This is a genomic window from Lysobacter sp. MMG2, from assembly GCF_016735495.2.
In the GTDB taxonomy this organism is placed as follows: Bacteria; Pseudomonadota; Gammaproteobacteria; order Xanthomonadales; family Xanthomonadaceae; genus Lysobacter_J.
Genome location: NZ_JAERQY020000006.1, coordinates 24,049 through 50,828, shown reverse-complemented (window position 1 = coordinate 50,828; position 26,780 = coordinate 24,049). Strand labels below are relative to the sequence as shown.

Genomic DNA, 26,780 nt, shown 5'->3' with positions numbered 1-26,780 from the left:
GTCGCCATGCTGGACCTGCTCAACGTCACCGCCTTCGGCGCGCTGCACACGGTCATCGCCATCGTCGGCGTGATCGCCGGCTTCATCGCGCTGATCGCGCACCGTCAGATCCTGTTGTCCTCGCGTTCCGGCGCCGTCTTCTGGTGGTTCACCGTGGGCGCCGCCTTCACCGGGCTCTTCATCTTCCGTCGCGGCGGCTTCGGCGTGCCGCATGTGCTGAGCCTGATCACACTGGCCGTGCTGGCGCTGGCGTGGTTCGCCGAACGGCGGCACGGGTTCGGGCGTGCGTCGACCTATGCGGCGGTGCTGCTGAACCTGACTGCGCTGTTCTTCCACTTCATTCCGGCCTCCGTGGAAAGCCTCACGCGCCTGCCGCTGGGCGCGCCCTACGCGGCCGGGCCGGAAGATCCGGCGTTGTTCGGGCCGATCGGGACGGCGTTCGTGGCGTATCTGATCGCGGCGGTGTGGCAGGTGCTGCGCGTGCGTGGTGCGACGCGGAGAGCGGCCACGCCGGGGGCCGGTTTGGCCTGAGCGACGTATCGCCCGCCTTTCACCGCCCCCCTTTCACCGCCCGCCAACACCTCCCGTCGGAAAGTCGATAGCCCGCCCCGCGATTCGCCCGGGAGAGGTATCCCATGGCCCGCCCCATCTGGACCGGCACGCTGTCGTTCGGTCTGCTCAACATCCCCGTGAAACTGATGACCGGCGAGCGCCGCGTCGACCTGCACTTCCGCATGCTCGACAGCCGCAACAACGCGCCGATCCGTTACGAGCGCGTCAACGCCGAGACCGGCGAGGAAGTGCCGTGGAAGGAGATCGTCAAGGCCTTCGAGTACGACAAGGGCAGCTACGTCGTGCTGGAGGAAGCCGACATCGCCGCCGCATCCCCGGACCACAAGGAGTCGGTGGACATCGACACCTTCGTCGACATCGAATCCATCGGCCCGGAGTTCTTCGAGAAACCCTACGTCCTCGAGCCGGGCAAGAAGGCCGAGAAGGGCTACGTGCTGTTGCGCGAGGTGCTCAAGCGCACCGGCCAGGCGGGCGTGGGACGCGTGGTGATCCGAACGCGCGAATACCTCGCCGCCGTCGTGCCCAAGGACGAGGCGCTGATGCTGCTGATTCTGCGCTTCGCCCAGGAGCTGGTCGATCCGGCCGATTACAAGCTGCCCGAAGGCGGCCTGGAGAAGTGGAAGATCACCGCGCGCGAGATCGACATGGCCAAGCAGCTCATCGAGTCGATGAGTTCAAAGTGGGAGCCGGAGGACTACAAGGACGACTTCCGCGAGCGCCTGACCAAGGTCATCGAAGACCGCGTGAAGTCCAAGAACGTGGTGCGCAACAAGACGGCCGCCGACGAGGACAAGCTGCCGGAGAACGCCGCGACCAACGTCATCGACTTCGCCGATCTGCTCAAGCGCAGCCTGGAGAAGAAGGGCGGCAGCGCCAAGCCCGCGCCGGCGAAGAAGGCCGCCGCGAAGAAGGCGCCCGCGAAGAAGGCCGCCACCACCACCGCGCGCAAACGCACCGGGCGCAAGTCGGCCTGAACGCGCGCCTGCGATGCGACGCTGACGCATGGCGACGACGCCGCGGCTCACGAGTCCGGAACGCGTGGTGTTCCCGCAGGTCGGGGTCACCAAGGGCGATGTCGCCGAGTACTACCGCGCGGTGTCGCGCTGGCTGCTGCCGGAACTGATCCGGCGCCCGCTCTCGCTGGTGCGTTGCCCGGACGGCGTGGAAGGCACGTGCTTCTTCCAGAAGCACCACGCCGATTCGCTAGGCGAGCACGTGCGCAAGATCCACCTGCGCGAAGTCAGCGGCGCCGACGACTACCTCTTCGTGGAAGACCTCGACGGCGTGCTCGAACTGGTGCAGATGAACGCACTGGAGTTCCACGTCTGGGGCGCGCGCACGGACGATGTCGAAAAGCCCGATCGGCTGGTGTTCGACCTGGACCCCGACGAAGGCATCGAGTGGAACGCGCTGAAGGCCGCCGCGCGCGATGTGCGCGACCGCCTCGGGGACCTTCGCCTGCGCAGCTGGGTGCGCATGTCCGGCGGCAAGGGCGTGCATGTCGTGGTTCCCATCCGTCCCGGGCCGGACTGGACGCAGGTGAAGGCGTTCTGCGAGGCCTTCGCCGATTCGATGGTGGCGCGCGCACCGGAGCGATACATCGCCACCGCATCGAAGGCCAAACGCGAAGGCCTCATCTTCATCGACTGGCTGCGCAACACGCGCGGCGCGACCAGTGTGGCGAGCTGGTCCCTGCGTGCCAAGCCCGGCGCGACGGTGGCGATGCCGTTGACCTGGGAAGAGCTGGGCCGCGTGCGACAGGCCGGCGCATTCGACCTGCGCAAGGCACTGCGGCGCTCGCGCAACCTCAAGCGCGACCCCTGGCATGCGATGTACCGCGTGCGACAGACACTGCCTGAACGTATTTGACGCGCACACCACCTTCCTGAACGTTGGCGACGCTCATGAAGGGATCGCGGCGGCGCGTTTGTTAGCGTCTGGCGATGACCACACGCGTCCTCATCGTCTGCAAGGGCAACATCTGCCGCAGCCCCATGGCCGAAACCATCGCGCGCACGCGCGTGGCGCGCGACGGGCTGCAATTCCACTCCGCCGGGCTGGCCGCCATGCGCGGATTCCCCATCGACCCGCTCGCCCAGGACGTGCTCGCCTCGCACGGGTATGACGGCGCCGCGCACGTGGCAAAGCAGGCCAGCAAGGGGCTGATGCTGCAATCGCAGCTGATTCTGGCGATGGAACAACGCCAAGTGGCCGCCGTGCTCGCGCTATGTCCGACGCTGCGCGGGCGCGTGCTGATGCTCACGCACTGGGACGACGGCGCCGACATCGATGACCCCTACGGACGCGAGCGTGATGCGTACGATTTCGCGTTCGATCGCATCGAGTCTTGTATACGGCAATGGCGAACGAAACTGTGACACGTTCAGTCCAATTGCTTCATCGACGTGCCGAAGCAGTGAAGAGGTTCATCCATCTGAACCTGAGTTATCGCGGTTAACAGGTTCATTGCCGTGAACGTGTTTATTTCATCCTTTCATCAACACGCGCTCCATAGATTCGTTCGCGCATGGAGGCGGCGAGCCTGATGGAAGCGACAGGACGCACGTGGGCCGGATGCCTTCATGCCAGAGAAGTCGGTGGTGGTGGGTGCAATTGCACACGGACTCCAACACGCCTTGCCTAACGAATTCGTGTTCCGATCCGAGGTGCGTGCATGAGGGACCCCAAGCTGGTGGCCGCCAGCGCGATCGCGCTGGCCGTGACGTTGTTCGCGATCTTCGCCATGCGCCCGTGGGCGCGGAAGATCGGGCTCGTCGATCGGCCGGATTCGCGCAAGCAACACAGGGGAAGCATTCCGCTGATCGGCGGACTGTGCTTCTTCCTGGGCACGCTGGTGGGCCTGAGCTACCTGGGTTACATCGACGGCTTCGTCACCAGCCTGCTGGCCGGCGGCGTGATGATCGTCGCCGCCGGCGCGCTGGACGACGCCAGCAACCTCAGCGTGACCACGCGCCTTCTGGTCGAAGCCGGCGCCGCCGGCCTGGTCATCTTCATGTCCGGCTTCTACGTGCACGACCTGGGCGAGATCGTCGGCACGCGCCACATCGAAATCGGCCTGTTCGGCATTCCGTTCACGATCATCGCCGTCATCGGTCTGATCAACGCCTTCAACATGATGGACGGCATCGACGGCCTGGCCGCGTCGATGGCGATGGTGTGCATCGGCGCGATCCTGCTGTTCGACGAATCGCCGTGGTCCATGCCGGGCGTGCTGCTGATGTTGCAGGTGTTGTTTGCGGCGCTGATTCCCTACTTCTTCGTCAACATGGGTTGGCCCGACGGGCGCAAGGTGTTCATGGGCGATGCCGGCAGCACGTTGATCGGCTTCATCCTCGCCTGGTCGCTGATCTACATGAGCCACGGGAAGGTGGGACGCCTCAATCCGCCGGACGTGCTGTGGTGCGTGGCGTTGCCGGTGATGGACACGCTGGCGGTGATGTACCGCCGTCTGCGCGCGGGCGGCTCGCCCTTCCGCGCCGACCGGCAGCATCTGCACCATCTGTTGTGCGACACCGGCATGCCGCCGCGACTGGTGCTGTTGAGCATGGTCGCCATCGCGGGACTTCTGGTGCTGATGGGCTACGGCCTGCGCAACTTGCCGCAATCGCTCGGCTTCGCCGCGTTCATGCTGGTGCTGGCGCTGCATGTCTGGTGGGTGCCCAAGGTCCTGACGCAGCTGCGTGGACGCTGGCCGCGCAGCGCACCCCGACCCGCGCCGGCCGCGCCGCTGCATGCGCCGACCAACCACGGCATCTCGTTCCTGGCCGCGCTGGCGCGCTTCGACGACCACGAGGAGGCACGCCCCGACGTTCCGCCGGCACGGGCGGGAATCTCCCTTCCGGACATGCTCCACCGCGCCGAGCCCTCGTCCGAACTGCACGCAGTACCGCTGCCGCCGATGCGTGCACTGTGCGTGCTGAGCGATTCGCCCGATGCCGTGCGCATGGCGCCGATCGCGCGACAGCTTGCGCTCGACGAGCGTTTCGAAACCACCGTGTGCGTGGCGACGGAGTCGGGCCGGGAATCCTCGCAGGTGCTGGAACTGTTCGATCTCGCGGCCGATGCGCAGTTCGGCGTGCCGCCTGCGAGCGGCGATCCGGCGGACATCACCTCCAGCGCGCTGGGCGGGATCAAGCGCGTGATGACGCAGGTGCGACCCGATCTGGTGGTGGTGACGGGCGATGCGCCCGCGACGCTGGCGGCGACGCTTGCCGCGCACTACCACCAAGTGCCGGTGGTGTGCATCGACGGCGGCCTCGCCCACAGCGCCGCGCCGCGCTCGGCGGACGATCCGGGCCGGCGCATCGCGCGTGCGCTGGCTGCATTGCACGTCGCTTCGGGGCAATCGGCCGGACGCCGGCTGGTCGCCGAGGGCGTGCCTGCGCACCGGGTGCTGGTCACCGGCGATGCCGCGCCCGATGCACTGCGCTCCGCACTGGAGCGCCTGCAGCCGGACATCGGCCTCGGACGCGAACTGAGCGAACGCTTCGACGGGTTGCGCGAGGGCCGTCCGCTGGTGCTGCTGCTCGGCGACGAGGTCGGCGAGGCGCACACACTGCTGATGTGCGATGCGCTCCATCGCCTCGCGCGCGAGCGTCCGGACATCGACGTGGTGTGCGCGGTCGGCCCGCTGTTCTTCGCGGACACGCCGCCGAACCTGCATCGCATCGACACGACCGACTACCTCACCTCTCTGTTCCTGCTCGGCCGCGCGCGTCTGGCTTTCGTCGGCCCGTCGCTGCACGCCGAGGCGCTGGCGCTGGACGTTCCGCTCCTCGCGCTGGAGCCGCCTGCGGTCGAAGCGCACGGCCGCGTGCATCTGATGTCGCCTGACGCCGAGGCGATCACCGATCACGTCCTGCGTTTGCTGGACGAAGCCCATGTTCCGCCGCCGCGCGCCGCCCTGGACGGGTCGGACGACGACGGCGCTGTCCTACAAGGCGACGCGGATGCGCGCGTCGCCGATGCCTTGGCGGGCCTGCGTCCTGCGGCCCACGCGGTTCCGACCGCCGCTCGGGACGCCGGTTCGCCAAACCAGACGCCGATCCGCCGCGCATGGAGCACGCCATGACCACGCGTGCGCCGTCGGATGCTTTCCGCTTTTCCCAGTTCTTTACCAGGTGACGAAACATGGCCACTCATGTGATCTCCCGGGCCGATGCCCCCTATGCCGTGCCGCCCAACGCCGCGAACGCGACGCGTGACGACGACATCGACATCCCCACCCTCGTCTCCACGCTCAACGACAACAAGTGGCCGATCCTGTTCGGCACGCTGGCGTTCTTCGTGATTGCCGTGGCGTACGTGCTGCTGGCCACCCCCAAGTACGAAGCCAACGCGGTCGTGCAGGTGGAATCGCGCCCGCCGACGGTGCCCGGTCTCAACAGCCCCAACACCGCACCGACGCCGCCGATCGTGGACGCGCCGGCGGCGACGGAAACGCAGCTGCTTACTTCGCGCCGCGTGCTCGGCGAGGCGATCGAACGCCTGGACCTCGACACGGTGGTGCAACCCGTGCGCATGCCGCTGATCGGCGACACCGTCGCGCGCATGCAGCAGCGCTTCAATCCCGGCGAGGTGGCCGGCGCGTGGTTCGGCCTCGAAGGCTATGCGTGGGGCGGCGAGCAGCTGGACATCGGCCGCTTCGAGCTGCCCGAGCAGTTGGTCGGCATCCCGTTGCAGTTCGTCGCGGGCGATCGCGCCCGTTATCGCCTGCTCGATCCGGAAGGCAAGCTGCTGCTGGAAGGCCGCGTCGGCCAGGCCGCCAGCAACGGCCGTGGCGTGGCGCTGGAAGTCCAGCGCATGGCGGCCAACCCGGGCACGCGCTTCGAACTCAAGCGCCTGAACTCGATGGCGGTGATGGCGGCGCTGAAAAACGACATCACCGTGACCGAGCAGGGCCGCAACTCCGGCATCATCGCGCTGACCTATGCGCACCCCGACCCGCTGCGCGCCAAGCAGGTGCTGGATCAGATCACGCAGGCCTACGTGCGCCAGAACGTGGCGCGCAATTCCGCCGAGGCCGCCAAGCGCCTGCAGTTCGTCACCGAACAACTGCCCAAGGTGCGCCGCGAGCTCGCCGACGCGCAAGCGCGCCTCAACGACTTCCAGTCGCGCACACGCACGATGGACGTGGGCATGCAGAACAAGGCGCTGCTCGACCAGAGCGTGGCGCTGGACCAGAGCATCCAGCAGTTGCAGGTGCAGCGCGCCGACATCGCCAGCCGCTACACGCCCGAGCATCCGGTCTACCAGTCGCTGATGCGCCAGATCGGCCAGTTCGAGTCGAAGAAGAACCAGATCATGGGCCAGATCGGCAACCTGCCCGATACGCAGCAGGGCCTGTTCCGACTCAACCGCGACGTGGAGGTGATCAACCAGACCTACGCCAACCTGCTCGACCAGGCGCAGCAGCTCAACATCGCCGCCGCCAGCGCGGTCGGCAACGCGCGCGTGATCGATCCGGCCGACGTGAACATGGACAGCCCGTCGTGGCCGAAGCCGTTGATCGTCATCGGCGCGGGCACGCTGCTGGGCGCGATGTTCATGATCGCCTTCGTGCTGACGCGGCAGATGTTCCGTCGCGGCGTGGAGGACCCGGTGGACATCGAGCTGCTGGGCCTTCCGGTGTACGCGTCGATTCCCTTCAGCGCCAAGGGCCAGCAGATCGCCACGGCGCCGGGCGCGAAGCGCCGCGACGGCAAGCAGCGGCTGCTCGCGTTCCGCTCACCGTCGGACCTGGCGATGGAAGCGCTGCGCACGCTGCGCACCAGCCTGCATTTCGCCCGCCTGGAGATGAAGAACAACCAGCTGATGATCGCCGCGCCCAGCCCGGGCGTGGGCAAGACCTTCGTCTGCGCCAACCTCGCCGTGACCATGGCGCAGGCCGGCCAGCGCGTGTTGCTGATCGATGCCGACATGCGCCGCGGCACGCTGCACCTGGCGCTGGGCACGCGCGCCGACGGCGGTCTGTCGGAGCTGATCTCCGGGCAGATCGACGACGTGCAGGCGGTGCGCAAGGTGGGCGGCACGGACAACCTGTCGTTCATCTCGCGCGGTTCGATTCCGCCCAATCCGTCGGAGCTGCTCATGCATCCGCGCTTCACGGCGCTGCTGGACAAGCTCTCCGGACAGTACGACATCGTGGTGATCGATACACCGCCGGTGCTGGCCGTGACGGATGCGGCGGTGATCGGTCATCACGTGGGCACCTGCCTGATGGTGGTGCGCTGGGGCTTGAACCAGCAGCGCGAGATCGCGCTGGCCAAGCAGCGCCTGGAACAGAACGGCGTGGAAGTGCGCGGCGCGATCTTCAACGCGGTGCAGAAGCGCGGTTCGGGCCAGTACGCGTACACCTACTACGACTACCAGCCCATGCGCGACCCGGCGCCGGCGAGGTAACGCATGCGAACCCAGATCACGATGTCACCGTATTACGGCACGCCGGACTTCTCGCGACTGATGCGCAAGGACGTGCCGCGTCCGACGGTGGACCCGGTGTCCATCGCCGACCTGCTGCGCAATGCGTTCGTCTATCCGCCCTACTCCATCTACGAGGGCGTGCGGCTGGTGACGTTCGGCTTCTGCCCGCACGACGACATGCATACGCAGCCGCACTTCAAGTTCAAGTTCCGCAACGCCGGCGAAGTGCCCGAGTTCCCGGCCACCCACCAGGACTGGGTGAGCGTCTACCACCGCCTGCTGTGCGAGGCGGTGCAGCGCAGCTGCGCGACGATTCGCGCGCCCTGGTTGTTGCAAAGCGGCGGCAAGGATTCCACCACGCTCGCCATCGCCATGGCCGATGCTCGTCCGGACACCACCTGCATCACGTATCTCGGCGGCCAGGAGGAAGACGAAGTCGACTCGGCCACGCACGTGGCGCGCACCCTCGGCCTGCGCCACGAGTCGCTGGTGTGCGATCCCGGCCGGGCTTACGACCGCTACCTCGCCGTGGTCGATCGCATGCCGCTGCTCACGGCCGATTTCGCGCTGTTGTCCTACATCGACCTGGGCACGCAGATCGTGGGTCGCGAGGGCGACGGCGTGATCGACGGACTCGGCGCGGACAGCTACTTCGGCACGCCGATGAGCCGGCGTCAGCAATGGCTCAAACGGCTGGCGTGCAACGTGCCCGTGCCGGGACGGTTGTCCGAGATGCCGGTGGTGGGGCACAGCTTCGAGGCCTGCTACCTGCTCAGCACGCTGCGCATGAACCCGATCGAGCGCGTCTTCCCGGGCTCGCGCTTCAGCGATGACGAAGTCGACGAGTTGTTCGGCGAACGCATCTCGCAGCGTTCGCGCAGCCGGCTCGGACTGTTCATGGACGAGATCGGCTCGGCGACGAGTTTGTGGGAATGGCGCGACATGTCCACTTCGATCGCCGGTTCGGCGGGCGCCTTCGCGAAGGGGCTCTATGCCTCTGCGGCGCTGGGCCTGCAGGCGGCGTACCCCTTCTGCGATCTGACCCTGCGCGAGTGGATCCACCGCGAGGTGCCGCGCTACCAGAAGGTTGATCCGGTGACCAAGCTCAACAAGCTGCTGATCCGCGAACACATCGCCACGCGCTTCGACGAGTTGCCCTATGTGCGCGGCAAGGGCAGCTTCCGCTTCGACCTGCGCGGCTTGGCGCGCGAGCGCTTCGACTGCGTGCGCGCCTTCGCCGAACGCTCGCCGGATCTGCCCGGCGCGACGGCATGGCTCGACCGCAACCGCCATCGCCTCGACAACAAGTTCCATGCGTCCAAGTTCTACCTGCTGGCAATCGTGCTGCCCTGGCTGGAAGCGGCGCGGCAGCCGCGCGCGGCGGTGGAGGACCCGGAACCCTGGGTCGCACATGCCTGACCGCACTCGCCGCCGCTTCACGCAGGCCGTGGTGCTGGCGATCTCGTCATGCTCTTTCGCGCCGGCCTGGACGGCCGGGCGCGAGCGCGGCGGCGGCGCACAGGACGTGCGCCGCCACGGGGCGCGGGGCGATGGAACGCATGACGACACCCTGGCCTTCCAGGCCGCCATCGACGCCTTGCCGACAGACGGCGGCACCGTCAACGTTCCCGCGGGCGACTACCTGATCGACCCGATCGTCGGCGTGCAGCTGCGCAGCCGCATGCTGTTGTCGATGGCACCGGGCGCGCGCCTGCTCGCCAAGCCCAACGCGGCCGAACGCGCGTATGTGCTCAACGCACATCGCGTGCATGACGTGGAGATCTCCGGCGGCCGCGTCATCGGCGAGCGCGACGCGCACAAGGGCACGACGGGCGAATGGGGCCACGGCGTGATGATCCGCGGCGCCGAACGCATCACGGTGCGCGACCTGCATGTCTCGCATTGCTGGGGCGATGGCATCTCGATCGGCGGCGCCAAGGTCGCCGGTGGCGCGATCGTGCCGAGCCGCGATGTCGTGATCGAGCGCGTGCAATGCGTCGGCAACCGGCGCCAGGGCCTGACGATCGGACGTTCGCGCCGCGTGCGCGTGTACGACTCCTCGTTCCTCGACACCGCGGGCACCCTGCCCGCCTGCGGCATCGACGTGGAGCCCGATGCGGGCGACGTCGCCGAAGACATCCTGATCGAGCGCTGCACCGTTCGCGGAAATCGCGGCGCGGGCATCCAGCTGTACAAGCGCGTCGCGGATGCCACGGTTCGCGATTGCCTGATCGAGCAGAACCGCGGGCATGGCGTGCTCGCGCTGGGCGCCAGCGCATGCGTGATCGAAGGCAACCGCATCCGCCGCAACGGCCTGGGCGGCGTCGGCGTGCGGCCGGGCTCGCGCGAAGTGACATTGGCGCGCAACGAATTCGCCGACAACGGGCCCTCGCCAGGGCGCACGAAGGACGGAAGGGCGCGCCCGGGCAAGCGGCATGTGTCGATCGCGGAGAGCGCGGTAGCGATCAAGGTAAATGCGGACAATCGCTTTCTGGATTGAGGCGGTGGCTGGATTGACCGTGCAGGCAACGTTGTCTCGACCCCCCGTCTTCACGATCGACCGTCTTCACGGCTTGTCGCCTTCCAGATCCACTGTCGTCCCGATGAAACCGTCATCCCGGCGAAGGCCGGGACCCAGGCCCTCAGGCGATCCGAGCGCCTCGCGTCATCCCCGCGAAGGCGGGGCTCCAACTCTCCGCTCCCATCCTGCCTTCCGCAGAGCGTGAAGGGCCGGGAGGCTGGATTCCCGCCTTCGCGGGAATAACGGCTTGAAGAACGGTGGACGGCTTGAAGAGCGGATAGCGGCTTGATGCGAACTCCGCTCGAACAACGAAGCGGCCTCAGTGCGTCGTTGACGCTGCATCCCCTCGCAACAAAAACGCATTCAGTTTGCGCGATCGCCTCTCACGCGCCCCGCCAAATTCACAGTCATGAACTTGAACGCGCACCAGCCTGAACAAGCTGCGCGCGTTTCTTTGCGCGTGTCCACAAATAGTGAAATTCCGGGTCGCAGTTCACGATCGTTCCGATATGGTGCACGGCAGTCACGAACATGATCGTGGCGTGACGACGCGGGCCGGGGGGACCGCGTCACGAGCCCCACCGAAGGAACGACCCCCGGGGCGCCCACTTTCCCGGACAGCCACATGACCGACCTGCGTGCCATGGCGCCTGCGACCGCCGAACGTCGCGACTTCATCCGCAAGAGCCTGTTGCTCGCCATTCCGCCCGTGCTGGGTTTCGCCGGCATCGGCAAGGTGTTCGCCGCCGTCGGCGCGACCACCGCCGCCACCTACGACCCGCCTGCGCGCACCCGCGGCTCCACCTCGGTGAACGTGCGCAACTACGGCGCGCGCGGCAACGGCAGCTACGACGACACCGCCGCGTTCCAGTCCGCGATCGACGCGCTGCCCACTGCCGGCGGCACCGTGGTCGTGCCGGCCGGCGACTACGTGCTCGACCCCACCGTCAACGTGCGCCTGCGCAGCAAGATGCACCTGAAGCTGGAAGACGGCGCGCGCCTGCTCGCCAAGCGCAACAGCGCCGAGCGCGCCTACGTGCTGATGGTCTACAAGGTCAGCGACGTGGAGATCTCCGGCGGCCAGATCATCGGCGACCGCGACAACCACCTGGGCACCACCGGCGAGTGGGGGCACGGCATCATGGTGCGCGGCGCCAACCGCGTGACCATCCGCGACATGCACCTGTCCAAGTGCTGGGGCGACGGCATCTCCATCGGCGGCGCCATGGTCACCGGCGCGCCGACCGTGCCATGCAACGACGTCGTCATCGCCAACGTGGTGTGCACCAACAACCGCCGCCAGGGCCTGACCATCGGCTGCTCGACCAACGTGAAGGTCTACGACAGCGAGTTCAGCTACTCCAACGGCATCGCGCCGCAGTGCGGCATCGACATCGAGCCGGACTCCGGCGATGCGCGCACCACCGAAACCGTGCACATCCAGAACTGCCTGATCCGCTACAACAAGGGCAACGGCATCCTGTCGTACAAGCGTGTGAAAGGCGTGACGGTGAAGAACTGCACGATCGAGCACAACGGCGGCTACGGCCTGCTGTGCGTGACGCCCAACGGCGGCTACATCTCGCAGAACCGCTTCCAACACAACTACCTGTACGGCGTGATGTTCAGCGCCGCCACCGTGGGCTACCAGGCCAGCGGCAACGTGTTCAAGAACAACCACACGCGCATGCACGGCGTGAACACCGCGGCCACGCCCTATGTGTCGATGACCGGACTGGTCGGCGGCAACAGCGGCAACGGCGCGCACATCCAGAAGACCAGCGACAGCACCGACATCCGCGTCACCACGAACCAGTACGCGAAGTAAACGGGTGCGTCGCGGCACACGCTTCGACACTCGTCATGGGCAAACGGCCGGCATTCGCCGGCCGTCTTTTTATCCGCTGCGCGCGCGATCCGGGCGCGATAAGCCGCACACGCGTCCGTGACGTCGCGCACAAGTGTTTCGCTTTGGATACATGCAAGCGCATGCGTTCATCTGGCGATGGAAAGGTGACAGCGCCGTCGACGTCGGCGAAAACGCGTTCGCTACCATCGGATCACCTTCCGATCCGGACGCACCGCCGCTCGCATCGCCCAGGCATCCGGCGATGCACGGCCCCTCACGCCGATGCGTATCGTCTTCTTCGCGAACACCGACTGGTATCTCTACAACTTCAGACTTTCCACTGCCCGGCACCTGCAGGCGCACGGCGCCGAGGTGGTGATGGTGTCGCCGCCGGGTGAATTCGGCGCGCGCTTCGCCGAACACGGCATTCGCTGGGAAGTGCTGCCGATGGATCGCGCCAGCCTCAATCCGGTGCGCGAGGCGGTGACGATCCACCACCTCACTCGGCTGCTGCGCCGCGAGCGTCCGCAGCTGATCCACAACTTCACCGTGAAATGCGCGGTGTACGGGGCGCTCGCCGCGCGCTTCGCGGGCGTGCCCGCCGTGGTCAACGCCGTGGCCGGCATGGGCTACGTGTACGCCAGCAACGGCCTGAAGGCGCGCATGCTGCGGCCGGTGGTCAGCACGCTGATGCGCTCCACGCTCGGCCACGGGCATTCGCGCGTGATCCTGCAGAACCCCGACGACGCGGCCGCACTCACGCAATCCCGTCTGGTTGCGCCCGATCGCATCCGCATCATCCGCAGCTCCGGCGTCAACGTGGAGCGATTCCGTCCCGTCGCGCACGACGGCAGCGGCCCGCTGCGCGTGCTGCTGGCCGCGCGCCTGCTGCGCGAGAAGGGCGTGGGCGAGTTCGTCGAGGCCGCGCGCATGCTGCGCCAACGCGGACGCGAGGTGCAGTTCCTGCTGGCCGGGACGCCGGATGCGGGCAACCCGTCGTCGTTCGACCTGCGTGAAGTCGAGCAGTGGCATCGCGACGGCACGATCGAGTGGCTCGGTCACGTCGACGACATGCCCGCGCTGATGCGCAGCGTCCATGTCATGGCGCTGCCGAGCTACTACCGCGAGGGTGTCCCGCGCTGCCTGATCGAAGGCGCGGCCAGCGGCCTGTGCCTGATCACGACCAACCTGCCCGGCTGCCGCGAAGTGGTCACCGAACACGGCGTCGACGGTTTGCAGGTGCCGCCGCGCGACGCGCCTTCGCTGGCGGCGCTGCTCATGCAACTGGACGAGGACCGCGAGCTGGTGAAACGCCTGGGCTTGAAGGCGCGCGAACGCGCCGAACACCATTTCGACGAGCGGCTCGTCATCGACCGGACCGTGGAGGTGTACGCGGAACTGTTGGCCGATCCGTTGCCCGTGCGTTCGGCCATTGCCGCACGCGCCCGTGCATGAGTCCCTGCGCATGAGCGCGAGCGCCTGGCGACCCGCAGCGACGGCGATCGGCCTGCTCTGGCTGGCGACGGCCGCCGGCGCGGGCATGGTCTTCCTCGCGCAGATGCTCCTGGCGCGGCGGCTGGGGCCTGCGGACTACGGGCTGTTCGCTTCGTCGCTGGCGACGGTGACGGTGCTCGCGCCGATGGCGGGCTTCGGCCTGTCGCAGTTCCGCCTGAAAGCCTACGGCGCGGAAGGCTGGGCCGCGGATCGCTGGTTGCGTTCGTCGTTGCGATTCTGCGCATTCACCGGCGTGCTGGCGTGCGCGGTGGTGATCGGCTGGGCGCTCTTCGGCGAGGCGGTGGACGATGCGACGCGGTTGACGCTGTTGCTGCTCGTTCCGGTGATCGCGGGCGTGTTCGCGGTGGACATCGTCGGCAGCAAACTTCGATTGGAAGAGCGGCACGGTGCGCTGGCCGGATGGCAGTTGCTCATGCCCGCCGGCCGGTTGGCGGTGGCGGCCACGCTGCTCGCACTGCCCTTCGCGAGCGCGCAGGGAGCAGCGCTGGGCTACGGCTTGGTCGCGTTGCTGATCGCCGCACTCGCCCTGCCGCAACTGGTGGCCATGCAGCGCGGACGCATGGACCTGAAGGGCCACGGGCCGCGTCCTGCGCTCGCATCCAGCGAAGCCGTGCCAGGCGCGATGCAGCTGTGGTCCAGCGCATGGGCCTACGGCGTGGCCGCGGTGCTCTATCCGGTGTTCTTCCAGGTCAGCACGGTGCTGTTGAAGTACCTGGGCAGCAATGAACAGGCCGGGCACTACGGTGTCGCGCTGGCGGTGATGGCGGCGATCTACCTGTTTCCCGCCACGGTCTACCAGAAGTTCCTGCTCTCGCGCCTGCACCGCTGGGCCGTGCACGACAGAACGAAGTTCTGGCGCGTGTACCGCGCCGGCAACGTGGCGATGCTCGCGATGGGCGTGCTGGTCGGCGCACTGCTCGCGCTGCTGTCGCCGTGGCTGGTGCCGCTCGCGTTCGGGCCGGCGTTCGCCGACGTGACGGAGATCCTGGCGATTCTGGCGCTGTGCGTGCCGATCCGGTTCCTGTCCACGGCCGTCGGGTCGGCGCTGCTCACCGAGCACCACATGCGTTATCGCGTGATCGCCATGTCGGTGGCCACATTGGTGGCCGTGCTGCTCAACTGGGCGGTCATCCCGCGCTGGGGCGCGACCGGCGCGGCCTGGGCCACGGTGGTGGCCGAGGCGGTGTTGCTGGTGGCGATGTGGCTCGGCACGCATCGGTTGTCCCGCCCGGAGGCTACGCCATGACGCAACGTCCCTGCGTGGGATTCACCGGCTACTACGGCATGCGCAACTTCGGCGACGACCTGTTCGGCGTGCTGTGCGCGGCCGCCGCGCGTCGCTACTGGAATGCCGATCCGCTGCTGGTGGGGCCTACGCTGGAAGGTGCGCAGGCGCGCGCGACGTGGCCATCGACGTTTCCTTCCACGCTTTATGGATCCGCCGGCGCGCTCGGCAAGGCCGCTCGCGTGGTCGGTTTCGTGCGCGGCCTGCGCGCCAGCGACGTACTGGTGATGGGCGGTGGCTCGGTCATCACCGCGCGCGAGTCGTTCCGCAAGCCGATGATGCTGTCGGCCCGGCGCCGCGGGCGCGTGCAGTTGGCGGCGGTGGGCGTGTCGGTGGGGCCGTTTCCGGATGCGGCCTCGCAGGAGGCGGCCGCGGCATTCGTGCGCGAGTTTTCGTACTTGTCCGTGCGCGATCGGCGCTCCTACGAACTGTGTCGGCGCATGGGCCTGGACCACATCACCCACCACGGACGCGATCTGGCCGGCTTGTTGCGCACGGTGCTGCCGCTGTCGTCGCGCACGGCGGCATCCGACGACCGCAGCGTGCCGCGCATCGGCATCGCGCCATGCCGCTACACCGTTCGCGACGACCACCCCGCGCCTACGCCTGTGCAATGGCACGACGGCATCGTCCACGCGATCACCCGAACGGCTGCGCGCACGCCGCTGCAGGTGGAGGTGTTCAGCCTCAACGCGCACCCGGTCCATGGCGACGAGGCGATGGCGGCGCAATTGCAGGCACGGCTTCGAGAACGCGGTGTCGCCGCCGGCCTGCATGCCTACGCGGGCTCCGAGCCGCTGGCGACGGTCGATGCCATCCAGCGCTGCGACGCGTTCGTCAGCGCGCGCCTGCACGGCGCCATCGTGGCGTACCTGTGCGCGGTGCCGTTCGCGATCGTCGATTACCACCCCAAGTGCCGGGATTTCGCCGATGACATCGGCCTGCCCCTCCACCTGCGCATCACGTCGGGCGCGCACGAGACGCCCGCGTTCATGCAGGTTCTGGACGCGCTGCTGAACGACGAGGGCGCGCGCGCGCGCCTTTCACCCTCTCTATACGCGCAGCAGGCGCAGGACATATTCCAATGCGCTCCATGGTCGACTTCTCCCGCCCACACCCACGCCTCGAGCACGGCCGCCTGATGATCGACACCGATGCCACCGCACCGGTCAGCGTCGTCGTGCCGTGCTATCGCTGCGGCGAGACGATTGCCGACGCCGTCGCCTCGATCGCATCGCAAACGTTGCCGCCGCGGCAGGTCGTGCTGGTGGACGATGCCAGCGGCGACGGTACCGTGCGGGCGCTGCACACACTCGCCGCGCAATACCCGCCGGGCTGGATCGAGGTGATCGCACTGGCGCGCAACGGCGGCCCGTCCGCCGCGCGCAACGCCGGATGGGCGCGTGCGACGCAGCCGTACATCGCGTTCCTGGATTCGGATGACACCTGGGCGCCTACCAAGCTCGCGATCCAGATGCAGGCCCTGCGCGAAGATCCGCAGATCGCGCTGATCGCACACCGCATGCAGGTACGCGAACGCGGCGACCGGCCCGAAGCACCCACGCGGGCACGCACGAAGATCGTGCCCCGCCGCAGGCTGCTGCTCAACAATCCTTTCCCCACCGCCTCGGTGGTGCTGCGACGCGACCTGCCGTTCCGCTTCAACGAAGATTACCGGCGCGTCGAGGATTTCCTGCTGTGGGGGCAGATCGCGTTCTCCCGCCACCGTTGCGCCAAGGTCGACGAGGTCCTCGCGTACTGGCACAAGGCGAACTACGGCGCGGGCGGACTCAGCCAGGACCTGGTGGCGATGCATCGCGCGGGTCGCGAGGTGCGACGTGAACTGCTGCGGCAGGGCCTGGTGAGCCTGCCGGAGCACCTGTTCGCACGCAGCATCGGCATGTTGCGCAAGGCACGCCAGCGCCTGCTGCTCGGGCTGCGCCGTGCGCAGCCGGGAGGATTGCCGTGAACGTGCGCAGCGACGCCTACGCCCTGCCACCGCGTCGCGCCAGCGACGTGTCGGCGGCCACCACGCTCAGCCTGCTCCTGCTGCTGGCGGTGGCGGTGTTCGGCATCTGGCTGGTGGGCATGCGCTCGCCTGACATCGGCACCGACACGAACACCTACGCCGGCTTCTTCGAGAACCAGAACGAACAGGGCGTGGAAACCCGGCTGGAGCCCGGATTCGTCTACCTGACCTACGTACTGTGGAAGATGGGCGTGGGCGTGGCGGGCTACCAGACCGCGCTGTTCCTGCTGCTGCTGGGAACTATCGTGGTGTCCACGCGACGCTACTTCGATTACCTGGGCGATACGCGAGGCTACCTGACGTTCCTCAGCGCGGCGGTGATGCTGCTGTACGTTTCGCCGATGTTCGTCAATGCGTCCATCAACGCGGTGCGACAGGGCCTGGCGGCGCTGCTGGTGTTCACCTCGCTGCTGTCGTTCCAGCAACGACGATGGGGCAGCTTCGTCCTGTTCGGCGCCATCGCCAGCAGTTTGCATTTGTCCTCGCTGCTGTACCTGGTGTTCGCGCCCGTGCTGTTGTTCGGCACGCGAATGCAGCGGGTGGTCGCGGTGACCGCCTTCGCGCTGTACGTGAGCGGTTTGTCCATCATGCTGGTGCGGGCATTGCTGCCCACGCTCTACGAAGTGGTGATGAGCTACACCGCCAACTCGTACTACCGCTCGGGCGTGCGCATCGACTTCGCGGTGTTCTCCATCTTCTGGTACCTGCTTCCGCACATGCTCTCGCCGCTGGTGCGGGCCGAGTACCGCGAGCGCATCAAGGACAGCACGGCGGTGTACCTGGTGATGATGCTGCCCTTCTTCGGCATCGGCTGGGGCTTCTTCTCCAACCGCTACCTGTTGCCGGCGTGGCTGTCGGTGTCGCTGATCCTGGCGGCGATGCTGGTGCACAGCCGGATTCCGTTGCTGCGCCACCCCCTTCTGGTGCGCTTTGGGCTGCTGATCTCCTGCGCCGCGTTCTACTACTACGTCACCCATGAAATCGTCATCTGAGGACGCGCACCACGCATGACCTCGCCACTGAAGCTTGCCGTCGCACTCACCTATCCGCCCGCGCTGACCCTGCTGATGCTGTGCATCGCGGTCGTGTTGCTGCTGTTGCGGCGCACGCGATCGGGGATCGCCACGGCGGTGCTCGCCGTCGCATGGTCGGGCCTGCTCGCCGTGCCGACCGTGTCGGACTGGGTGCGCGAGCGCATCGAACGGCACTATCCGCCGGTGGAAGAAGCGACGCTTCCGTCGGCCGACGCCATCGTGGTGCTCGGCGGTGCGATGCACTTCTATTGGCTCGAACGCGAGCACGTCACGCCGTACGAACTGGAGAACAGCCGCCTGGCCGCCGGTGCGCGCGCGTGGCTGGCGCGCAAGGCACCGGTAATCGTGCTGTCGGGCGGCGGCGACAACGGCGGCAACAACAGCGAGGCGCGGTTGATGGCCGGTGCGATCCAGCGACTGGGCGTGCCCGCCGATGCGCTCATGCTGGAGCGCGAGAGCCGCAACACCCGCGACAACGCACGCTACACGGCCGCGCTTGCGCAACGGCACGGTTTCCATCGCGTACTGCTGGTCACCTCATCGCTGCACATGCCGCGCGCGGTGATCGAGTTCCGCAAGGCCGGCCTGGACATCGTGCCGGTCGCCGTACCCGAACGCGCCAAACGCGATACGTGGACGCAGCGCTGGGTCCCGTCGCGACGCGCGTTGTGGCGCAGCGGACGCGCAATCAAAGAGTGCGCGGCCATCGTCATGGCGCGTCTACACAGCTGAATGTCGCCTGCATTCTTCACGTTCGCGTTCGCATCACTGAATCCTGCCCGACCGCACGGCGCGTTCCTCACGCCGCATGCGCGATTCGCGTTTTACGCTGCAAATCGAATACGAAGACCCACATGCAGGAACATCGCAGCGCTGCACGAAGCTCGCTGCGCGCATCGTCAATCCGGCACGTCGACCAGGGACGCGTGACGTCGGGCATCGGCCGATGCCCCGCCAACGACCACGAGGATCATGCATTGAAGACGTTCATTCTTGTCTGTACGGTCGCCGCGGCCACGCTCGCCACGACGGCCTGCGTTCCCGGCCAGCAGATGACGCGAAGTGGCGGCGGTGGAGAAGGCGGCAGTGACGTCCGCATGGTGACGATCACGCAGGAAACCGTGGCGCAGCGGCCCGTGGCCGCGGTGCTTCCGCAGGAGCTGACGAACTACAAGGGCGAGGGTTACCGCATCCAGCCCGGCGACACGCTGATCGTCACGGTATGGGATCACCCTGAACTCACCACGCCGGCGGGCAACCAGCAGCAGGCGGTGACCAACGGCCGCCTGGTGCAGCCCGATGGCACGTTCTATTTCCCGTATGCCGGCAAGATCAACGTCACCGGCATGAGCATCGAGGACCTGCGCAGCACGCTGAGCACGCGCTTGGCGAAGTACATCCAGAATCCGCAGCTCGACGTCAACGTGGTGGGCTTCGGAAGTCGCGTCGCGCTGCAGGGCGCGTTCGAAGACACCACGCCGCAGGAAGTGACCACCGTTCCGCTCACGCTGTCGCAGGCGATCGGCCGTGGCCGCATCGATGTGGAGCAGGCGGATCTGGCCGGTTTCGTGCTCACGCGTGATGGACGCAACTACCCGCTCGACCTCGACGCGCTCAACCGCGATGGCAAGGTCGCCGCCGACATCTTCCTCAAGCCCGGCGATCGCCTGTTCCTGCCCTTCAACGATCGCAAGGAAGTCTATGTGGTCGGCGAAGTGCTGCGTCCGCAGGCGCTCACCTTCAAGACCACTTACATGACGCTGACGCAGGCGCTGGGTCGTTCGGGCGGACTCAATCCGGTGACCTCCAAGGGCGAGGCGGTGTACGTGATCCGCGGCATCGAAGAAATGCAGCAGATACCGGCCACGGTGTATCAGCTCGATGCCAAGTCGCCGGCAGCTTTCGCGCTGGGCGACAAGTTCCAGCTCAAGCCTGGCGATGTCGTCTGGGTCGGCCCGGCCGGTGTCACGCGCTGGAACCGCTTCCTGTCGCAGCTGCTGCCGCTGTCGGCCATCGTGAGCAACGCCGCGGCCGCGCAGTACGACATGACGCGTTGACGCGGGGTCGGGAGGGACCGCGCGCACCGGCGCCGGCGACCGCAGGGTCGCCGGCGTCGACTTGTCCGCACCGGGCATGTCGATTCGCGATGCGGCCGATCGTCGTGGATGATGAGGCACCTGGCCTCGTCTCCGGTGAATCCCATGCTGACGCTGTATGCCCACCCGTTCTCGTCGTATTCGCAGAAGGCGCTCACGGCGCTCTACGAGAACGGCATCGCCTTCCAATGGAAGATGCTGGAATCGCCCGACTGCGAGGCCTGGCGTGAACTCACGGCGATGTGGCCGGTGCAACGCTTTCCGGTGCTCGTCGACGAGGGCCGTGTGATCCCGGAGGCGAGCTGCATCATCGAGTACCTGCATCTGCGCCATCGCGGGCCGGTGCCGCTGATTCCGGACGATCCGGACGAAGCGCTGGACGTTCGCACCATGGACCGCTTCTTCGACAATTACATTTCCACGCCGCAGCAGAAGATCGTGTTCGATGCGATCCGCGTGCCGCAGGATCGCGACCCTTACGGCGTGGCCGAAGCGCGCACCATGCTGGAACAGGCCTACGCGTGGCTGGACGAGGTGATGCGCGGGCGCGAATGGGCGGCGGGCGATCGCTTCAGTCTGGCCGATTGCGGTGCCGGGCCGTTCCTGTTCTACGCGGACTGGACGCACCGCATCGACGCGCGCTTCGCCAACGTGCATGCGTACCGCGCGCGGCTGCTGGAACGACCGGCCTTCGCGCGCGCGGTGGACGAAGCCCGTCCGTACCGCAGCTTCTTCCCGTTGGGCGCACCGGACCGCGACTAGGCCCATGGTCACTTCCGGGCCGGGGCGGCGTGCTGCGATGATGCCTGCCGACTCCGACGCGGGTGCCGCATGATCCTCCTCGCCGTCCTGCTCACACTGCTGATGCCACCGGCACTGCTGGCCGTGGCGGGATGGCGCGCGGGCGCTCGAAGGGATGCCGTCGCGATGCGCTCGTCTCCTTGGGACTGGAACGCGGTGGCGATCTCCTCGCTGCTCTACGCACTCGCGTTCAACCTCACGTTCTTCATCCAGGAGCTGTTCCTGGTCGTGCCCAAGGCCCTCACGCCCGGCCTGCGGCCGACGCTCTTCCACAACAACCACCGCTGGCTCGGCGAGAACGACCTCGCCAGCCTGTTCCAGGGCACGGGCGCATTGGCGACGGCGCTGGTCGGGCTGGTTTGCCTGGTCGTGCTGCGTGCAGGCTCCCCGCGTCCGGGCGCGTGGCGGCTGTTCGTGATCTGGATGGCCTACTGCGGCCTGCTGATGGCGTTGCCGCAGGTGGTCATCGGCGCGATGAGCCCGGCCAGCGACGTGGGCATGGCGATGACGTGGCTGGGGTTGTCCTCCGCGACGAAGCGCATCGCCGCGCTGCTGGCGCTGGTCGCCATCGCCGCCGTCGCGCTGGCCCTGTTGCGACCGGCGCTGGAATTGGCCCACGCCGATGGCGTGGCCACGGCGCGTGCACGCACGCGTTTCATCGCGCAGACCATCGCGCTGCCGATGCTGATCGGCACGGCGCTGGTGATCCCGTTCCGCGTGCCGCGCGAGATGATCGAAGTGGTGCTGCTACCGGTGCTGGTGGGGCTTCCTGGCGCGCTGTGGATGCTGGCCGGTGCGTGGCGCGTGCGCGACGTCCACGGCGCGGGCGTGCGCCTGGGTTCGTTCGTGCTGCCGTTGCTGGCGGCGGTCGTGTTGCTGCTGGTGTTCCAGTTGCTGCTGCGACCGGGCGTGGCGTTCTATTGAACGCGGGCCGCCTTACTTGCGCACGTTGACGACGACGGCATCGCCGTCGCTCATCAACTCCACCGTCGCGGCACCGGCAAGCGCCGCCTCGCGTTCCTGCGCGGTGAGCACCTGGTGCTTGCCCTCGACGAGGAACACCGGCGGGTGCGAGGCATTGAGCGCCAGGTTCTGGGTCTTGGCGTAATCGAGAATGAGCGAGCTCACCGAATCGATGCCGCGCTCGCCGAGCGAGGCCGCGTCGTAGGTGGCGCGATGGGCGAGTTCGCCGGCGGAAACCGCGCCAGCCAGCAACAGACACGATGCGAGGGCGATACGGCGCATGACCACTCCCTTGATGGACGGACCGGACGCTTGGACGGGCCGGCAGTCGCCACCGCCGGCGCGCCCCATTAGACGGGAGCACCCCGGCCTGGGCAAGCGCGCGATGCGCGCAGACGTGACGCGGCTCACGCCTGGCGCCGATGTTGACGCCACGAACGTCACGGGCGGCGCGCTCGCCGTCGCTGGGATGACGGTGAGGGGCGCGGAATGCGTGAGGGCCTGGGTCCCGGCCTTCGCCGGGATGACGGGACAGCGGAAGCGGTGTGCCCTGCCCTCACCCCTCTCCCGCGTGCGGGAGAGGGGCTTCAAGCGTGTAGCGACTGCCAAAGGCCTACTCGGCCGGGCTTTCCTCGAACCGCTCGCGCAGCTTCACCGGCTCCGACTTGCGCGCTTCGCGCTTGCGGATCCACAGGTTGATCATCTCGACGAAGACCGAGAAGGCCATCGCCACGTAGACGTAACCCTTGTTGATGTGCTGGCCGAAGCCGTCGGCGATCAGCACCAGGCCGATCATGATCAGGAAGCTCAGTGCGAGGATCTTGACCGTCGGGTGGCGCTCGACGAAATCGCCGATCGGTTTGGCGAACATCAGCATGAACACGATCGAGATCAGGATCGCGGCGACCATCACCCAGCGATCGTCGACCATGCCCACGGCGGTGATGATCGAATCCAGCGAGAACACGATGTCCAGCACCATGATCTGCGCGATCACACTGGTGAAGCTGACGCCCACCACCTTGCCGGCGGTGACCGTTTCGCTGGCGCCTTCGAGTTTCTGGTGGATCTCGTGCGTGGCTTTGCCGATCAGGAACAGACCGCCGCCGATGAGGATCAGGTCGCGCCAGGAGAATTCGTTGCCCAGCACCGTGAACAACGGCGCCGTCAGACCCACGATCCAGGCGATGGTGAGCAACAGGCCCAGGCGGGTCACCGCGGCCAATGTGATGCCGATGCGGCGCGCCTTGTCGCGCTGATGCGCCGGGAGTTTTCCGGCAAGGATGGAGATGAAGATGATGTTGTCGATGCCGAGCACGAGCTCGAGCGCCGTCAACGTGGCCAGTGCGATCCAGATTTCGGGATTGAGGAATATGTCCATCGGATGGGTTCTAGGCGGTGGGCGGGATTCCGTGGCCCACGCGCGCTCGCATCCGTAGAAAACCCTGGACGCACCTTCGCCGTGGCACGGCGAAGGTCTTGCTCACAGGCCGCGCGGCCTGCTGCTGCACCGGATGAATTCCCTGGCGGGAACCCTCGTAATGACGGCGACAGCACGTGGAGCTACTCCCCTTCTGCTGCGATCCTAGCACGCCGCCGGAGCGGTTCCGGCAACGGCGTGTTCAGGCGTGGCCGGCGCTGAGCCGGCGCAATCGCAGCTGATGTTCGGCGCGGTCGGCCCGCGTCGGCTTGCGTGTGTCCTCGCGCCACGGCAGGCGGACCACCCGTGGAACGCGGGGTCGGGGCGACGTCGTCGCTCCGTGGATGGGCGGCTTGCGGGTGGCCATGGGGGAGGAACCTGTCGTTCGGGCGATCAGCATCACCGGCAAGGAGTTAAGCCGCAGCGAAGCAATCATTCGCCACGCCCTCACCCGACCTCACCGGACCTGATGCCGTCATAACCGGATGTCATGACTGATGGATGACAACGGTTCGCGGCGCGAGATCGGCATGGCGATCGTGCAGTGCACGCCTTCGTCGGTGAGGGTGTAGGTGGTGCGCGCGCCGAACTGGTACGGCAGCGCGCGCTCGATCAGTTCGCGGCCGGCACCGCCGCCCGGCGCGGGCTCGCCGCTGCCGATCGCCACGCCGGTCTCGCGCCAGTCCACGTGCAGCCAGGGTCGACCGTCCTCGGGTTCCACGCGCCAGCGGATGCGCAGCCGCCCGCGCGGATCGCGCAGCGCGCCGTACTTCACGGCGTTGGTGATCAGCTCGTGGATCGCCAGGGCCAACGGCTGCACGGTGGAGGAACGCAAGGAAACGTCGGCCGGCCCCTCCAGGTCGAAGCGCACCCCGCCCTCGTCCAGGTGCGCGGCCAGTTCCATGCGCAGCAACTCGTCGAAGCTCACGCGCTGGCCTTCCTTCAACCGCGAAAGCAGGCCCTGCACGCGCGCCAGCGAGTCCAGGCGCTCGCTGAATGCGGCGGCGAAGTGGCGCATGTCGGGACTTTCGCGCAGGGTGCGGTCGGAAATGGCGCGCACCACCGCGATCAGGTTGCGCGTGCGGTGCTGCAGTTCAGCCACCAGCACGCGCTGGGCTTCCTCGAACTCGCGACGCTGGGTCGTGTCGAGCATGGAGCCGATCATGCGCACCGGTGCGCCCGAGGCGTCGTAGAAGAAGCGCCCGCGCGCGTTGGCCCAGTGAACGGAACCGTCCGGGTGCAGGAAACGCACCTCCCGCGCGTACTCGCCACCGGTCTGCATCGCGTGCACCACGGCCGACTCGGCGGCCTCGCGGTCGTCGGGGTGGACGCGGGCGATCCACGCCTCGTAACTGGGCACCACTTCGCCCGGTGCATAGCCCTCGATGCGGTAGTGCTCGTCCGACCAGGCGACCTCGCCCGTGGTCAGGTTCCAGTCCCAGGTCGCCAGGCGCCCGACTTCGATCGCACTGCGCAGGCGTTCCTCGCTCTCGCGCAACCGCGCCTGGGCCCGCTTCAGCAACGTCGCATCCTGGGCGATGCCGCCGGTGCGGTTGATCCGGCACGCGATATCGCGCATGGGGAACTCGGTGCTGTGGATCCAGAGCAGCTCGCCGGTCTCGCCATGCACCATGCGGAACTCGTGTTCCACGCGCTCGCCCTGCTGCACGCGGGCCATGGCGCGGCGCACGGCCTCGTGGTCGTCCGGATGCACCAGGGCGATCCACGATTCGAAGCCCGCGCCGACCAGGTCCACGCAGCCGCGGCCACAGGTGGTCTCGAACGACGGGCTCAGGTACTCCATCTCCAGCGAGGTGGCGTCGCGGATCCACAGCACGCTCGAGGAGGCCTGGCCGAACTGGCTGAAGCGCTCCTCGCTGTCGCGCAGGGCCTTTTCGGCGTCGCGGCGCGGCTGGATGTCCTGGAAGAGGATGCCCACCTGCTTCTTCCGGCTCTTGAGCCGGAACACGCGGTAGTGGAAATGACGGCGCGTGCGGGGCGAGGGCCCTTCCAGCGTGCGCTCGCCGCCGTTGCGCACCACTTCGTCGACGATGTGCAGCCACTCGCGGCCGAAGTCCGGCGCGACCTCGCACAGCCGTTTGCCAGCGATGTCGCGGCCGACATAGCGGCGCGCCATCGGGTTCTCCTGCAGGAACATCAGGTCGACCACGCGACCGTCGGCATCGGTCACCGCTTCGCCGATGTAGAACGCTTCGCCCATGCTGTCGAACAGGTCGCGGAAGCGGCGTTCGCTGTCGTGCAGCGCCGAGGCCGCGCGCACCAGCCGCGCCTGCAGCAACAATGCATGGCGCAGCAGCAGCGCCACCACGAACAGCGCGCCGGCCAGCCCGTAAACACGGCCGATGTAGAACCCGAGTTGGTAGCGCGCGGTGATCATCATGCCGCTCAGGGCCAGTTCGATCACCGCCGCCACCAGCGCCACGCACAGCCACACGTCGAGCAAGCGGCGCAGCCGCGTACGCCAGACCAGCACGAGCAGCGCGGCCAGGTGCACCGCCCAGACCAGGCCGCCGATCCAGCGCGTCGAGGGCGGCCGGTAGTAGGCGCTGGTCAGCAGTTCCGGCAGCACCGGATCCAGACGCACCAGCGCCAGCGCCAGCACCGCGACCAGCGCCACCGTCGCCGGATAGGCCGCGCGCTCCAGGAGCGATGCGCCCGTGGCCGGTGGCCGCCGGGCATCCAGCGCGTAGGCGGTGACGAACAGCGGTGCAATGCCGTGCCAGAGGATCCACGACCACGCGGTCGTCTGCACGCCGCCGAACAGGCTGCCACTGACGAACGCATCGGGAAACGTCAGTCCGTGCAGCAGCGCGAACAGCGCACTGAACAGGTAGCCGCAGGCCAGCCACAGGAACCCGCGTTCGTGCAGGTCGCGGTACTGGGCGTGGAGGATGATCGCGGTGATCGCGGCCAGCACCAGCACCGCCGCGTCGTAGGCGGGCACGAAGGCCGGCACCGCCGGCAGCGTCCGATCCGCGAACGGGCCGGTCGCGATGAAGGCCAGCAGCAGCACTCCGACCACCCACGCGGCGCGACGCCGGTCCACGCGTTCGGCGAGCGCCAGGCCGAGGAAGCCGGGTCCCTGCGGGCCTTCGGTCCCGCTGGCGATGGCCCGCGGGGAGTGGACGGTGTGGGCAGTGGCGGATCGCATCGCTCCATTCCACTCCGGCGGGGTCGGTGCGACGTGAATCCGCCGTGCACCGTCTCGCCCCGTTAACTTTCCCCAACCA

The 26,780-nt window shown here is 67.7% G+C and carries 21 protein-coding genes; 18 read left to right on the top strand and 3 right to left on the bottom strand.

Translation table 11 applies throughout. The features are described from left to right. Positions 1-6 precede the first annotated feature (6 nt). From JI752_RS18160 to JI752_RS18075, 18 genes are all read left to right on the top strand, one after another. Positions 7-531: a hypothetical protein gene (locus JI752_RS18160; RefSeq protein WP_216966816.1), complete on the top strand. Its 525-nt coding sequence runs from the start codon at positions 7-9 to the stop codon at positions 529-531. 104 nt (positions 532-635) lie between these two features. Then, positions 636-1,547: a Ku protein gene (locus JI752_RS18155; protein WP_216966814.1), complete on the top strand. Its 912-nt coding sequence runs from the start codon at positions 636-638 to the stop codon at positions 1,545-1,547. Between the two features lie 28 nt (positions 1,548-1,575). After that, positions 1,576-2,442 carry a non-homologous end-joining DNA ligase gene (gene ligD / locus JI752_RS18150; RefSeq protein WP_216966813.1) on the top strand — a complete coding sequence of 289 codons (867 nt, stop codon included), beginning with the start codon at positions 1,576-1,578 and terminating at the stop codon, positions 2,440-2,442. A 74-nt stretch (positions 2,443-2,516) separates the two neighbouring features. After that, positions 2,517-2,951, top strand: a complete 435-nt coding sequence (locus tag JI752_RS18145) for a low molecular weight protein-tyrosine-phosphatase (RefSeq protein WP_216966811.1) — start codon at positions 2,517-2,519, stop codon at positions 2,949-2,951. A gap of 296 nt (positions 2,952-3,247) precedes the next feature. Continuing rightward, positions 3,248-5,665, top strand: a complete 2,418-nt coding sequence (locus JI752_RS18140) for a UDP-N-acetylglucosamine 2-epimerase (protein WP_216966809.1) — start codon at positions 3,248-3,250, stop codon at positions 5,663-5,665. 59 nt (positions 5,666-5,724) lie between these two features. Beyond that, on the top strand, positions 5,725-7,995 hold the full coding sequence (locus JI752_RS18135; protein WP_216966807.1) for a polysaccharide biosynthesis tyrosine autokinase: 2,271 nt from the start codon (positions 5,725-5,727) through the stop codon (positions 7,993-7,995). 3 nt (positions 7,996-7,998) lie between these two features. After that, complete coding sequence (locus JI752_RS18130) at positions 7,999-9,435, top strand: asparagine synthase-related protein (protein WP_216966805.1); 1,437 nt, start codon at positions 7,999-8,001, stop codon at positions 9,433-9,435. Next, complete coding sequence (locus JI752_RS18125) at positions 9,428-10,516, top strand: right-handed parallel beta-helix repeat-containing protein (RefSeq protein ID WP_216966803.1); 1,089 nt, start codon at positions 9,428-9,430, stop codon at positions 10,514-10,516. The genes JI752_RS18130 and JI752_RS18125 overlap by 8 nt, the downstream gene beginning before the upstream one ends. 646 nt (positions 10,517-11,162) lie before the next feature. Then, positions 11,163-12,365 (top strand): right-handed parallel beta-helix repeat-containing protein, encoded by a 1,203-nt coding sequence (locus JI752_RS18120; RefSeq protein ID WP_216966801.1) that lies wholly within the window; start codon positions 11,163-11,165, stop codon positions 12,363-12,365. A gap of 303 nt (positions 12,366-12,668) precedes the next feature. Continuing rightward, positions 12,669-13,841, top strand: coding sequence for a glycosyltransferase family 4 protein (locus JI752_RS18115; RefSeq protein ID WP_216966799.1), 1,173 nt, complete (start codon positions 12,669-12,671; stop codon positions 13,839-13,841). Between the two features lie 10 nt (positions 13,842-13,851). Next, the gene (locus JI752_RS18110) at positions 13,852-15,147 is read left to right on the top strand and encodes a polysaccharide biosynthesis C-terminal domain-containing protein (RefSeq protein ID WP_216966797.1); all 1,296 of its coding nucleotides are present in this window, start codon (positions 13,852-13,854) and stop codon (positions 15,145-15,147) included. Then, positions 15,144-16,328, top strand: coding sequence for a polysaccharide pyruvyl transferase family protein (locus tag JI752_RS18105; protein WP_216966795.1), 1,185 nt, complete (start codon positions 15,144-15,146; stop codon positions 16,326-16,328). Before JI752_RS18110 ends, JI752_RS18105 begins: the two co-directional genes overlap by 4 nt. After that, positions 16,328-17,155, top strand: a complete 828-nt coding sequence (locus tag JI752_RS18100; protein ID WP_216966793.1) for a glycosyltransferase family 2 protein — start codon at positions 16,328-16,330, stop codon at positions 17,153-17,155. The genes JI752_RS18105 and JI752_RS18100 overlap by 1 nt, the downstream gene beginning before the upstream one ends. Beyond that, positions 17,152-18,207, top strand: coding sequence for an EpsG family protein (locus JI752_RS18095; RefSeq protein ID WP_216966791.1), 1,056 nt, complete (start codon positions 17,152-17,154; stop codon positions 18,205-18,207). The genes JI752_RS18100 and JI752_RS18095 overlap by 4 nt, the downstream gene beginning before the upstream one ends. A 15-nt stretch (positions 18,208-18,222) precedes the next feature. Continuing rightward, complete coding sequence (locus tag JI752_RS18090; RefSeq protein ID WP_216966789.1) at positions 18,223-18,981, top strand: YdcF family protein; 759 nt, start codon at positions 18,223-18,225, stop codon at positions 18,979-18,981. A 245-nt stretch (positions 18,982-19,226) separates the two neighbouring features. Then, a complete protein-coding gene (locus JI752_RS18085) occupies positions 19,227-20,306 on the top strand; it encodes a polysaccharide biosynthesis/export family protein (RefSeq protein WP_254201187.1) in 1,080 nt (359 codons plus the stop codon). Positions 20,307-20,417: 111 nt separating this feature from the next. Continuing rightward, positions 20,418-21,107, top strand: coding sequence for a glutathione S-transferase family protein (locus tag JI752_RS18080; RefSeq protein WP_254201184.1), 690 nt, complete (start codon positions 20,418-20,420; stop codon positions 21,105-21,107). 69 nt (positions 21,108-21,176) lie between these two features. Next, a complete protein-coding gene (locus JI752_RS18075; protein WP_216966787.1) occupies positions 21,177-22,070 on the top strand; it encodes a hypothetical protein in 894 nt (297 codons plus the stop codon). A 12-nt stretch (positions 22,071-22,082) separates the two neighbouring features. Here the strand turns inward: JI752_RS18075 and JI752_RS18070 are convergent, their stop codons facing one another. The 3 genes from JI752_RS18070 to JI752_RS18060 form a co-directional block, all read right to left on the bottom strand. Beyond that, positions 22,083-22,391 (bottom strand): hypothetical protein, encoded by a 309-nt coding sequence (locus JI752_RS18070; RefSeq protein WP_216966786.1) that lies wholly within the window; start codon positions 22,389-22,391, stop codon positions 22,083-22,085. 331 nt (positions 22,392-22,722) lie between these two features. Next, positions 22,723-23,490, bottom strand: a complete 768-nt coding sequence (locus JI752_RS18065; protein ID WP_216966785.1) for a TerC family protein — start codon at positions 23,488-23,490, stop codon at positions 22,723-22,725. 514 nt (positions 23,491-24,004) lie between these two features. After that, a complete protein-coding gene (locus tag JI752_RS18060) occupies positions 24,005-26,701 on the bottom strand; it encodes a PAS domain-containing protein (RefSeq protein ID WP_216966784.1) in 2,697 nt (898 codons plus the stop codon). Positions 26,702-26,780: the final 79 nt, after the last annotated feature.